Source organism: Pseudomonas sp. R4-35-07 (genome assembly GCF_003852235.1).
In the GTDB taxonomy this organism is placed as follows: Bacteria; Pseudomonadota; Gammaproteobacteria; order Pseudomonadales; family Pseudomonadaceae; genus Aquipseudomonas.
Genome location: NZ_CP027732.1, coordinates 869,484 through 881,352, shown reverse-complemented (window position 1 = coordinate 881,352; position 11,869 = coordinate 869,484). Strand labels below are relative to the sequence as shown.

The following is an 11,869-nucleotide window of genomic DNA, read 5'->3' as shown; positions in this document are numbered from 1 at the left end:
CCGATAGCGGTGGATCAGTGACAGATGTACTGACTGACACACCGCCATCGGGGGCAAGCCCCCTCCCACATTTGATTGCGGCGCGGCTTAGATCGCGCCGCGCTGGCGCAACAATTCCAGCACCTGCTTGACGCTGTCTTCCAGTGACAACGCCTGGGTGTCGATCACCAGATCAGCATTCAACGGCACGTCATACGGGAACGACTCACCCGGGATGTTATCCCCACCGGCGGCGTACAGCCCTTGCGGATCACGCTCGGCACACACCAGCGGCGACGCCTGCACGTACACGGTCAGCAAACGATCGCTGCCGATCAGCACCTTGGCTTGTTCACGACCTTCAGCATCCGGGGCGACGAACGCGGCCAGGGTCAGCAGGCCGGCTTCGTTGAACTGGCGCGCCACGTGAGCGGCACGGCGCCAGTTCTCGGTACGCCCGGCGCGGTCCTGCGGCAGACCTTTGTTGAGGTCGTGACGCAAGTTCTGGCCATCCAGCACGAACACCGCACGCCCCATGTCGAACAGCCTGCGCTCGACCGCATACGCCAAGGTGCTCTTGCCGGCGCCGGACAGGCCGCTGAACAGCACGGTGGCCGGTTGCTGGCCGAAACGCAGGGCGCGTTCTTCGGTGGCGACATGGGCCAACTTGCCGTGCTGCGCCGCGCTGCCATGGCTGACTGGCGGGGCGATGATCATGCCGGCGGCCACGGTGCCGTTGGTCAAGCGGTCGATGACGATAAACGCGCCAGTGGTGCGGTTGCTGTCGTAACCGTCCAACGCAATAGCCGCGTCAAGGCTGACCTTGACCCGGCCAATCTCGTTCAACTGCAGCGAACTCGCCGGGCCTTCGGCCAGGGTGTTCACGTCCACGCGGTGCACAATGCTGGTGATGGAGCCCGGCACATAGCTGGTGGCGCGCTTGATGTCGTACTTCTTGCCCGGCAGCATCGGTTCTTCGGCCATCCACACCAGCATGGCGTCGAAGGCGTCGGTCACTTGCGGCACGTTGTCGGCATGCACCAGCAGGTCGCCACGGGAGATGTCGATCTCGTCTTCCATGGTCAGGGTCACGGCCTGGCCTGGGCCCGCCTGTTCCAACTCGCCCTCGAAGGTGACGATGGATTTGACGCGGCTGCTCTTGCCCGACGGCAGCACCACGACGTCGTCGCCCTTGTGCACGATGCCGCTGGCCAGGGTGCCGGCGAAACCACGGAAGTTCAGGTTCGGACGGTTGACGTACTGCACCGGGAAACGCAGGTCGGTGTAGTTGCGGTCGTTGGCGATCTCGACGGTCTCGAGAATCTCCATCAGCGACTGCCCGGTGTACCACGGCGAACGCTCGCTCTTGTTCACCACGTTGTCGCCCTTGAGCGCCGACATCGGCACGAAGGCCAGGGTGCTCGGCTTGAACGCGATACCGTCGGCGAACTTCAGGTAATCGGCCTTGATCGACTCGAATACGCTCTGGTCAAAGCCATTGATGTCCATCTTGTTGACGGCCACCACGATGTGTTTGATGCCCAGCAACGAGGCGATGAAGCTGTGGCGACGGGTCTGGGTCTGCACGCCGTAGCGCGCGTCGATCAGGATAATCGCCAGGTCACAGGTGGACGCACCGGTGGCCATGTTGCGGGTGTACTGCTCATGGCCTGGGGTGTCGGCAATGATGAATTTGCGCTTGGCGGTGGAGAAGTAGCGGTAGGCGACATCGATGGTGATGCCCTGTTCACGCTCGGCCTGCAGGCCGTCAACGAGCAGCGCCAGGTCGATGTCGTCACCGGTGGTGCCGGACTTCTTCGAATCGCGGGTGATGGCTTCCAGGTGATCTTCGTAGATCATCTTGGAGTCGTGCAGCAGTCGCCCGATCAGGGTGCTCTTGCCGTCATCGACGTTGCCGCAGGTCAGGAAGCGCAACATTTCCTTGCGCTCGTGCTGGCCCAGGTAGGCGAGGATGTCCTCGCTGATCAAATCAGATACGTGCGACATGACAACCCCTTAGAAATAACCCTGACGTTTTTTATCTTCCATGGAGCCGGCGCCATCATGGTCGATGACCCGGCCCTGGCGCTCGGAAGTTCGCGTCAGGAGCATTTCCTGAATGATGTCCGTCAGCGTTTCGGCTTCGGACTCCACCGCGCCCGTTAACGGGTAGCAGCCAAGGGTGCGGAAACGGACTTTCTTTTTGATGATACGGGCTTTGTCTTCGTCGGACAGGTGCTCGAGGATGCGGTCGTCGTCGATCATGATCAACGTGCCGTTCTTCTCGATCACGTCGCGCTCGGCGGCGAAGTACAGCGGCACGATCGGGATGCCTTCCAGGTAGATGTACTGCCAGATGTCCAGCTCGGTCCAGTTGGACAGCGGGAATACCCGGATCGATTCGCCCTTGTTGACGTTGCCGTTGTAGACGTTCCACAGCTCGGGGCGCTGATTTTTCGGGTCCCAGCGGTGCTTGCTGTCGCGGAATGAGTACACGCGCTCTTTGGCGCGGGATTTCTCTTCATCGCGACGGGCGCCGCCGAAGGCTGCGTCGAAACCATGCTTGTCCAGGGCCTGCTTGAGGCCTTCGGTCTTCATGATGTCGGTGTGCTTGGCGCTGCCGTGGGTAAACGGGTTGATGTTCTGCGCCACGCCATCGGGGTTGATATGGGTGATCAGGTCCAGGCCCAGTTCCTCGACCATTTTGTCGCGGAACTTGTACATTTCCTGGAATTTCCAGCGGGTGTCGACGTGCATCACCGGAAACGGCAATTTGCCCGGGAAGAAGGCCTTGCGGGCCAGATGCAGCATCACGGCGGAGTCTTTACCGATCGAGTAGAGCATCACCGGGTTATCGAACTCGGCAGCGACCTCGCGGATAATATGGATGCTTTCCGCCTCCAGCTGTTTCAGATGCGTCAGTTTGTCGACCATGGCTACTCACGGAAAAACGATCGTGTGGACGGCCAGCGGGCCGTGTTCGAGCGGGGCATGCTAGCACAGCACCTGCTTCTATTCAGGGCGCCAACTAGATCGAAACGGTATATGAATATTCCCCTGAGTTTGGCCTGGAACTCGGTCAAGCCCCCTCCCACATTTGCCTCGGCTGTGTGGCTTAGATCGGGTTCGGGCAATCGATGAAGATATGCTCCAAGGCAAAGCGTCGTGCCAGGTAATCCCCCAACGCCTGCACGCCATAGCGCTCGGTGGCGTGATGGCCGGCGGCGATGAAACTGATGTCGTTTTCCCGCGCGCTGTGGAAGGTCTGCTCCGAGGCTTCGCCGCTCAGGTACAGGTCGACACCGGCAGCCACTGCCTGGTCGATATACCCCTGCCCGCCCCCGGTGCACCAGCCGACGCGGCGGATCATTTCACCGCCTTCGATCAGCAGGGGCTCTCGGCCCATCACGTCCTGCACGCGGCGGGCAAAGTCGCGCGGCGACAGCGGCTCGGCGAGCGAGCCGACCAGGCCGACGACCTTTGGGTTACCTGGGTCGAGCGGGCCTTCGACGGTAATGTCCAGTTGCTTGGCAAGCTGCACGTTGTTGCCGACGTCAGGGTGCAGATCCAGGGGCAGGTGGTAGGCCAGCAGGCTGATGTCATGCTTGAGCAAGGTTTTCAGGCGACGCTGCTTCATGCCGGTGATGCAGGGGCTTTCGCCCTTCCAGAAATACCCGTGGTGCACCAGGATCAGGTCGGCCCGGGCTTCGACGGCGGCGTCCAGCAGGGCTTGGCTGGCGGTGACGCCGCTGACAATGCGCATCACCTGCGGCCGGCCCTCCACTTGCAGGCCGTTGGGGCAATAATCGGCGATTTTCAAGCTGCCAAGGTAGCGGTCCGCTTCCTCGACGAGGGTGGTAAGGGGGACGGCCATAAAAGACTCCTAAATATCCCGTTCGCTGGCGTCGCAGCCTCGTATAATGCGCGTCATTATGGGCGCTCCCGCGCCCCCTGCAACCTGTCAGGACTTACTTGATGCTCAAGGCGCTGCGTTTTTTTGGATGGCCATTGCTGGCTGGCGTGCTGATCGCGATGCTGATCATTCAGCGTTATCCACAGTGGGTTGGCCTGCCCAGCCTTGATGTGAACCTGCAACAGGCTCCGCAAACCAGCACCGTGGTGCAAGGCCCGGTGACCTATGCGGACGCCGTGACCATCGCCGCCCCTGCCGTGGTCAACCTGTACACCACCAAGGTCATCAACAAGCCGGCGCATCCCTTGTTCGAAGACCCGCAGTTTCGCCGCTACTTCGGTGACAACGGGCCCAAGCAACGCCGCATGGAATCGAGCCTCGGTTCCGGGGTGATCATGAGCCCCGAAGGCTACATCCTCACCAACAATCACGTGACCACCGGCGCCGACCAGATCGTGGTGGCCCTGCGTGACGGCCGCGAGACCCTGGCCCGCGTCGTGGGCAGCGATCCGGAAACCGATCTTGCGGTACTGAAAATCGACCTGACGAACCTTCCCTCGATCACCCTCGGCCGCTCCGATGGCCTGCGCGTAGGCGACGTGGCGCTGGCCATCGGCAACCCGTTCGGCGTTGGCCAGACGGTGACCATGGGCATCATCAGCGCCACCGGGCGTAACCAGCTGGGCCTTAACAGCTACGAAGACTTCATCCAGACCGACGCGGCGATCAACCCCGGCAACTCCGGCGGCGCGCTGGTGGATGCCAATGGCAACCTCACGGGAATCAACACGGCGATTTTCTCCAAGTCCGGCGGCTCCCAGGGCATCGGCTTTGCGATCCCGGTAAAGCTGGCGATGGAGGTGATGAAGTCGATCATCGAGCACGGCCAGGTGATTCGTGGCTGGCTGGGCATTGAAGTGCAACCCTTGACCAAGGAACTGGCCGAGTCGTTCGACCTGACCGGGCGCCCTGGCATCGTGGTCGCGGGGATCTTCCGCGACGGCCCGGCGCAGAAAGCCGGCCTGCAATTGGGCGACGTGATCCTCAGCATCGACGGCGCTCCGGCCGGTGATGGCCGCAAGTCGATGAACCAGGTGGCGCGGATCAAGCCGACCGACAAGGTGGCGATCCAGGTGATGCGCAACGGCAAGGAAATCAAGCTGTCGGCGGAAATCGGCCTGCGCCCACCACCGGCCACGGCGCCGGTAAAAGAAGAGGAATAAGCGGCATCGCCCAGGTGTCCGTTCGCGGGCACTTGCAAGATGATATTACATAATAATTTATCTCATTAGACATGTTATATTGTTTCAATACCGACATTGGAACGCTCTATCATGCCGTCTCAAAAGTTTGCGCCCCTGGCCGGCCTGGCCCTGGGCTTGCTGCTGGACCCCGCCTACGCCGAAGAAAACACCCTGGAACTGGACACCATCAGCGTCACCACCGACGCTTATGAGTCGGCGACCAGCCCGGTGCAGGGCTACCGCGCGACCCGCTCCGCCAGTGCCACCAAGACCGACACCGCCCTGCGCGACATCCCGCAATCGATCAGCGTGATCCCCGCCACGGTGCTCAAGGACCTGGGCAGTACCAGCGTGGAACGCGCTTTAGAGTTTGCGGGCGGCGTCTCCAAACAGAACAACTTCGGCGGCCTGACCCTTTACGAATACAGCGTACGCGGCTTCACCACCTCGGAGTTCTATCAGGATGGCTTCAGTGCCAACCGGGGCTACCCGAGCACGCCGGATGCCGCGAATATCGAACGCATCGAAGTACTCAAGGGGCCTGCCGCCAGTTTGTATGGGCGTGGTGATCCGGGCGGCACGGTAAATATCGTCACCAAGAAGCCCCAGCCGGAAGCCTTCACGACCCTGCAAACCAGTGCCGGCAGTTGGGACCGCTATCGCACAGCCCTCGACGTCAACACACCGCTGGACGCCGAGGGCAATGTGCTGTCACGGGTGAATCTGGCAGTGGAAGACAACCACAGCTTCCGTGATCACGTCGAGAGTAAGCGCGTGTTCGTCGCGCCTTCGTTCAGCTGGCAGCTGAACCCGGACACCAGCCTGCTGGTGGAAAGCGAATTCGTGCGCCACAGCTCGACCTTCGATCGCGGCATCGTCGACGTCCCTGGGGTATCACGCTCCACCTTCCTCGGCGAACCCAACGACGGCGACATCGACAACCACAACAATCGCATCCAGGCCACCCTGGAACATCACCTCAACGACGCCTGGACACTGCGCCTGGCCAGCCACTACAAACAAGGCAGCCTATGGGGCGATGCGTCGGAAAGCCGTGCGCTGAATGCAGACGGCCACACTCTCAACCGCCGCTACCGCGAACGCTCCATGGGTTGGCACGACAGCATCACCCAGCTGGAACTGCGTGGCCTGATTGATATCGGCAGTTGGCAGCACGAACTGCTGGTGGGCACCGAATACGAGGACTACCGCAAGCAGGAACGCGTGACCTCTACCGACGGCAGCTACCCCATCGACCTCTACAACCCGGTCTACGGCCAGCCCAAACCCAACGACAAACGCTCCGGCACCGACTTCTTCGAGCAAACCAAAAGCCACGCATTGAATCTGCAAGACCAGATCATCTTCACCGACCGCCTGCGCGGCATGATTGGCACGCGCTTTGAGCATTTCGAACAAACGGTCGACGACTTCACCCGTAACGCCCCACCCAGCCGGCAAACCCACGACGCACTCACCCAGCGCGCCGGCCTGCTTTACCAGCTCACGCCCGAAATCGGCGTGTTCGCCAACGCCTCGACCTCGTTCAAACCCAACAGTGGCCTGGACGCCACTGGCAAAACCTTCAAACCCGAAGAGGGCGTGGGTTATGAAGTTGGAGTCAAGACCGAGCTGTTCGACGACCGCCTCAGCGCCACCCTCGCCGCCTTTCATATCGAAAAGGAAAACGTGCTGACCCTGGACCCGTCGACCAACACCAACCGCGCCATGGGCAAGGCACGCAGCCAGGGGTTCGATCTGCAACTGACCGGGCAAGTCACCGACGCCATCCGCGTGATCGGCGCTTTCGCCTACATCGACGCCGAAGTGACCAAGGGTGATAACACCATTCCAGCGGGCAGCCGCATCCTCGGCGTGGCCAAGCGCAGCGGCAGTCTGTTGGGGGTGTATGAGTTCCAGGACGGCGCGTTACGCGGTTCGGACCTGGGGGCGGCGTTTACCTATGTCGGTGATCGCTCCGGTGAAGCGGGCACAGGTTTCGAACTTCCCGCCTACCACACCGTCGATCTGCTCGCGCATTACAAGGCGACGGAAAATGTCACCGTGGGCCTGAACCTCAACAACCTGTTCGATGAGCACTATTACGAGCGGTCCTACAGCAGCTACTGGATCAACCCCGGTGAGCCGCGCAACCTCACGCTCAGCCTGACCCTAAATCTCTAAGCAAACGCCGTACTAAATGTGGGAGGGGGCTTGCTCCCGATAGCGGTGTATCAATCAGCAATACTGAGACTGACACCCTGCTATCGGGAGCAAGCCCCCTCCACATTTGGCTATTCGCAGGCTTAATTACAGTGAAACAGGCGCCCGTTCACACAAGGTATTGAGCGCCGCAGCCCATTGCGGGTCATCATTCAGGCAGGGCACCAACACCAACTCTTCGCCTCCCGCCTCACGGAACTGCTCCAGCCCGCGATCACCGATTTCCTCCAGGGTCTCGATGCAATCGGCGACAAACGCCGGGCACATCACCAGCAGTTTCTTCACGCCTTGTTGCGCTAACGCCTCAAGACGCGCCTCAGTGTAGGGTTCGATCCACTTGGCGCGGCCCAGGCGGGACTGGAACGCCACCGACCACTTGCCGTCCGGCAACCCCAAACGCGCGGCCACATCCCGGGCAACGCTGAAACACTGCGCGCGATAGCAGGTGGCAAGCACCTCCGGGGACGCGTTCCGGCAGCAGTCAGCGTCTTTGAAGCAATGCTGGCCCGTGGGGTCGAGCTTGGTCAGGTGGCGCTCAGGCAAGCCGTGGAAACTCAACAGCAGGTGGTCGTAATCCTGTTCTACATACGGCTGCACACTCGCCGCCAAGGCATCGAGGTACTCAGGCTGATCGTAGAACGGCTGCAGGATCGAGAATTGCACCTTGAGTTTCTTGTCGCGCACCACGCGCCTGGCTTCCTCGATCACCGTGGTCACGGTGCTGTCGGCAAACTGCGGGTACAGCGGCGCCAGGGTCACTTTCTGGATGCCCTGGGCGGCCAGGCGCGTCAGCACCGTTTCAAGCGAAGGCTCGCCATAACGCATCGCCAGCTCCACCGGGCCCTGGGTCCATTGCGCGGCCATCTGCTGCTGCAGGCGACGGCTGAGGACCACCAGCGGCGAGCCCTCCTCCCACCAGATGGACGCATAGGCATGCGCCGACTGCTCAGGGCGCTTGATCAGGATCAGCGACACCAGCAAGCGACGCACCGGCCACGGCAGGTCGATCACATAAGGGTCCATCAGGAACTGATTGAGGTAGCTGCGCACATCGGCCACCGAAGTGGAGGCCGGTGAGCCCAGGTTGACCAGTAACAACGCGTGATCCGTCATGCAACATCCTATCTCTAGAGGCGGCTGGACAAGTCGTCCAGGGCCGCACGCAACTCAGTGAACTGGAAAGTGAAACCCGCCGCCAGCAGCCGCTCAGGCAGGGCCTTTTGCCCGCCCAGCAACAAGCCCGACAACTCGCCCAAGCCGACCCTCAATGCAAAGGCCGGCATCGGCATGAACGCCGGGCGGTGCAGCACCTGGCCCAACGTCTGGGCAAATTCGCGGTTACGCACCGGGTGTGGCGCGCAGGCATTATAAGGACCGCTGGCGTCAGCCTTGTGCAGAAGAAAATCAATCAGGGCGATTTGATCCTGAATATGCACCCACGGCATCCATTGCCGACCATTGCCGATCGGCCCGCCCAGCGCCAGTTTGAACGGCAGCAGCAGGCGCGACAAAAAGCCGCCCTCGGCCGCCAGCACCAGGCCGGTACGCACCAGCACCACACGAATGCCCAGGGCCTCGGCCCGCACGGCGGTTTCTTCCCAGGCGATACACAACTGGCTGGGGAAATCGTCCTGCACCGGGCCGCATGCTTCAGTCAGTTCGCGCTCGCCGCCGTCGCCATACCAACCCACGGCAGACCCGGAGATCAGCACCGCCGGTTTGTGCTCGAGGCCTTCCAGCCATGCCAGCAGGCTTTCGGTCAGGCTGATGCGGCTGCTCCACAGCAAAGCCTTGCGTTTGTGGGTCCAGGGACGGTCGGCGATGGGCGCACCGGCGAGGTTGACCACCGCATCGACGCCGCCGATCACGTCCTGCAAGCGCCCGACACCCGCCACTTGCGCGCCGCAGACCCGCGCAACGGCATCGGGTTTGCGGCTCAACACGGTCAAGCGATGGCCCTGGGCAAGCCAGTGCCGGCACAGTTGACGGCCGATCAAGCCGGTACCGCCGGTCAGCAAAATATGCATGGGACGCTCCTCATGTAACGTTCGCCGCCGCTCACTGGTCTATTTTATAAGCAGGGATCAATTTAATAATCGAGCGTGGCGGCCATTCAGGCCTTAGCTTAACCATAGGTCACGCCACACAATCAGGCACGCCAAAACTTATACCAAAAAACAATATTGTACAGCTATTGGTGTCGGCGTAGTCTGTACCCAACGGTAAAACGAGGCCTCCCATGACTGTCCCCATTGCGATCATCGGTACCGGCATTGCCGGTCTCTCCGCCGCCCGAGCGTTACGAGACGCGGGGCACGTTGTACAACTCTTCGATAAAAGCCGCGGCAGCGGCGGCCGTATGTCCAGCAAGCGCAGCGATGCCGGCGCGCTGGATATGGGCGCACAGTACTTCACCGCCCGCGATCGGCGCTTCGTCAACGAAGTGCAGCGCTGGCAAAGCCATGGCTGGGCGCAACAGTGGAAACCCCAGCTGTACAACTTCAAGTCCGGGCAACTGACGCCCTCTCCCGATGAACAGATCCGCTGGGTCGGTACACCGCGCATGAGCGCCATTACCCGCGCCCTGCTCGATGACCTGCCGGTGGAATTCGGTTGCCGCATCACCGAGGTGTTCCAGGGCACCCAGCACTGGAACCTGCTCGACGCCGATGGCGGCCATCACGGCCCGTTCAGCCATGTGATCATCGCCACGCCGGCGCCCCAGGCCACTACCCTGCTGGCCGCCGCACCGAAACTGGCGAGCGCCGTGGCCGGGGTAAAAATGGACCCGACCTGGGCTATCGCCCTGGCCTTCGACACGCCCCTGGATACACCGATGGAAGGCTGCTTCGTGCAAGACAGCGCCCTCGACTGGCTGGCGCGCAACCGCAGCAAACCGGGGCGTGACGTTACCGTCGACACCTGGGTGCTGCATGCCACCAGCACCTGGAGCAAGGCGCATCTGGACCTGCCCAAAGAGGCCGTGATCGAACACCTGCACGGCGCCTTCGCCGAGTTGCTGCATTGCACCATGCCCGCGCCCTCATTCAGCCTGGCGCACCGCTGGCTCTACGCCAGACCGTCCAGCAGTCATGAATTCGGCGTGCTGGCCGATGCCGACCTGGGCTTGTTCGTCTGCGGCGACTGGTGTTTGTCGGGGCGTGTCGAAGGCGCCTGGCTCAGCGGCCAGGAGGCGGCGCGACGATTGATCGAGCATCTGCAATGAATCGCATCAACCCAGCCAAATTGCTATTGTCGAAATGGACAGCCACCTTGCCGAAAAACAAGGAAAAACACTTCCTCGTCACCGAACTGTTTCGTGACGAGGAAGGCACCGTGCTGGAGATCGAGCTGCAGGCGGTGATGACCCGACGAACCGAGCGCATTGGCTGGCAAACATTGCAGAATACGGATAGCTGGAAAATGGGATGGCAGTAAGCCCTGCGAAAAAACCTGTACAAAATAATTGACTTGTACAAGATCAAATCTATGATGAAATTAGTTGTACAGTAATTCTCACCTGTACAGGAATTTCACAGAGGTTTGCCCATGCCCCATTCCGTGAAACCCAAGATCGGCATCAGTGCCTGCCTGCTGGGCGAGAACGTGCGTTTCAACGGAGGGCATAAACAATCCCTATTGTGCAGCCAGACCCTGGCCGACTACTTCGACTACGTGCCGCTGTGCCCTGAAGTCGCAATCGGCCTGGGCATCCCCCGCGAAACCATTCGCCTGGTCGGCGACGCGGATAATCCCCAGGCCGTGGGCACCGTCCACCGCGAACTCAACGTGACCCAGCCACTGGATGAATACGGGCAGGCGATGGCGCGTGAACATACCGACCTGTGCGGCTACATCTTTATGCAGAAATCGCCATCCTGTGGCCTGGAGCGGGTCAAGGTTTACCGTGAGAATGGCGCACCGGTGGATGGCGGGGCGCGCGGTATCTACGCCCAGGCCTTCTGCGCGCGCCATCCCAACTTGCCGGTGGAAGAAGACGGCCGTCTGAATGACCCGGTATTGCGAGAAAATTTCCTCACCCGCGTTTTTGTCTACGCCAGCTGGCAGCAACTGCTCGCCGATGGCCTGACGCGTCATCGCCTGCTGGCCTTTCACTCGCGCTACAAATACTTGCTGATGGCCCACAGCCCGGCGCACTACAAAAGCCTCGGCCAGTTGCTCGGCACCATGGGCAAGGATGACAACCTCGACGAGTTGGCCACCTGCTACTTCTGCGAACTGATGACGGGCCTTAAAAGGTGCGCCACCCGCGGTACCCACACCAATGTGCTGCAACACATTAGCGGCTACCTCAAGGCGTCGATCAGCGTCGACGACAAGCAGGAAATGCAAACCATCATCGGCCAATACCGCCAAGGCATCGTGCCTCTGGTGGTACCGCTTACCCTGCTCAAGCATCACTTTCGTCAACACCCGGACCGCTACATTGCGCAGCAGGCCTACCTGCAACCGCACCCGGAAAATCTCAGCCTGCGTAATGCGATCTAAG

At 61.3% G+C, this 11,869-nt stretch carries 10 protein-coding genes; 5 read left to right on the top strand and 5 right to left on the bottom strand.

What is annotated here, in order from left to right; all coding sequences use genetic code 11:
• Positions 1–87: 87 nt before the first annotated feature.
• From cysN to C4J89_RS03820, 3 genes are all read right to left on the bottom strand, one after another.
• A complete protein-coding gene (gene cysN / locus C4J89_RS03835; protein ID WP_124361220.1) occupies positions 88–1,986 on the bottom strand; it encodes a sulfate adenylyltransferase subunit CysN in 1,899 nt (632 codons plus the stop codon).
• A 9-nt stretch (positions 1,987–1,995) separates the two neighbouring features.
• Positions 1,996–2,913, bottom strand: coding sequence for a sulfate adenylyltransferase subunit CysD (gene cysD / locus C4J89_RS03830; protein ID WP_124413805.1), 918 nt, complete (start codon positions 2,911–2,913; stop codon positions 1,996–1,998).
• A gap of 181 nt (positions 2,914–3,094) precedes the next feature.
• Positions 3,095–3,853 (bottom strand): Nif3-like dinuclear metal center hexameric protein, encoded by a 759-nt coding sequence (locus tag C4J89_RS03820; RefSeq protein WP_124413803.1) that lies wholly within the window; start codon positions 3,851–3,853, stop codon positions 3,095–3,097.
• 101 nt (positions 3,854–3,954) lie between these two features.
• Here C4J89_RS03820 and algW point away from each other — a divergent pair, with 101 nt between their 5' ends.
• A complete protein-coding gene (gene algW / locus C4J89_RS03815) occupies positions 3,955–5,115 on the top strand; it encodes a Do family serine endopeptidase AlgW (protein ID WP_124413802.1) in 1,161 nt (386 codons plus the stop codon).
• 111 nt (positions 5,116–5,226) lie between these two features.
• Entirely contained in the window at positions 5,227–7,320 is a 2,094-nt protein-coding gene (locus tag C4J89_RS03810) for a TonB-dependent siderophore receptor (RefSeq protein WP_124413801.1), read from the top strand.
• Positions 7,321–7,446: 126 nt separating this feature from the next.
• Here C4J89_RS03810 and hemH read toward each other — a convergent pair whose 3' ends face one another.
• On the bottom strand, positions 7,447–8,472 hold the full coding sequence (gene hemH, locus C4J89_RS03805) for a ferrochelatase (RefSeq protein WP_124413800.1): 1,026 nt from the start codon (positions 8,470–8,472) through the stop codon (positions 7,447–7,449).
• A 14-nt stretch (positions 8,473–8,486) separates the two neighbouring features.
• On the bottom strand, positions 8,487–9,386 hold the full coding sequence (locus C4J89_RS03800; RefSeq protein ID WP_124413799.1) for a TIGR01777 family oxidoreductase: 900 nt from the start codon (positions 9,384–9,386) through the stop codon (positions 8,487–8,489).
• A 212-nt stretch (positions 9,387–9,598) separates the two neighbouring features.
• On the opposite strand from C4J89_RS03800, the gene C4J89_RS03795 reads away from it, so the two are divergent.
• From C4J89_RS03795 to C4J89_RS03785, 3 genes are all read left to right on the top strand, one after another.
• Positions 9,599–10,585, top strand: coding sequence for an NAD(P)/FAD-dependent oxidoreductase (locus tag C4J89_RS03795; protein ID WP_124413798.1), 987 nt, complete (start codon positions 9,599–9,601; stop codon positions 10,583–10,585).
• The gene (locus C4J89_RS03790; RefSeq protein WP_124413797.1) at positions 10,582–10,797 is read left to right on the top strand and encodes a TIGR02450 family Trp-rich protein; all 216 of its coding nucleotides are present in this window, start codon (positions 10,582–10,584) and stop codon (positions 10,795–10,797) included. Before C4J89_RS03795 ends, C4J89_RS03790 begins: the two co-directional genes overlap by 4 nt.
• Positions 10,798–10,908: 111 nt before the next feature.
• A complete protein-coding gene (locus C4J89_RS03785) occupies positions 10,909–11,868 on the top strand; it encodes a DUF523 and DUF1722 domain-containing protein (protein WP_124361212.1) in 960 nt (319 codons plus the stop codon).
• The last annotated feature ends 1 nt before the right edge of the window (position 11,869 follow it).

Bases quoted from the DNA above. Each gene is read 5' to 3' on its own strand.
- cysN (WP_124361220.1), bottom strand. From the start codon at position 1,986: ATGTCGCACGTATCTGATTTGATCAGCGAGGACATCCTCGCCTACCTG.
- cysD (WP_124413805.1), bottom strand. From the start codon at position 2,913: ATGGTCGACAAACTGACGCATCTGAAACAGCTGGAGGCGGAAAGCATC.
- C4J89_RS03820 (WP_124413803.1), bottom strand. From the start codon at position 3,853: ATGGCCGTCCCCCTTACCACCCTCGTCGAGGAAGCGGACCGCTACCTT.
- algW (WP_124413802.1), top strand. From the start codon at position 3,955: ATGCTCAAGGCGCTGCGTTTTTTTGGATGGCCATTGCTGGCTGGCGTG.
- C4J89_RS03810 (WP_124413801.1), top strand. From the start codon at position 5,227: ATGCCGTCTCAAAAGTTTGCGCCCCTGGCCGGCCTGGCCCTGGGCTTG.
- hemH (WP_124413800.1), bottom strand. From the start codon at position 8,472: ATGACGGATCACGCGTTGTTACTGGTCAACCTGGGCTCACCGGCCTCC.
- C4J89_RS03800 (WP_124413799.1), bottom strand. From the start codon at position 9,386: ATGCATATTTTGCTGACCGGCGGTACCGGCTTGATCGGCCGTCAACTG.
- C4J89_RS03795 (WP_124413798.1), top strand. From the start codon at position 9,599: ATGACTGTCCCCATTGCGATCATCGGTACCGGCATTGCCGGTCTCTCC.
- C4J89_RS03790 (WP_124413797.1), top strand. From the start codon at position 10,582: ATGAATCGCATCAACCCAGCCAAATTGCTATTGTCGAAATGGACAGCC.
- C4J89_RS03785 (WP_124361212.1), top strand. From the start codon at position 10,909: ATGCCCCATTCCGTGAAACCCAAGATCGGCATCAGTGCCTGCCTGCTG.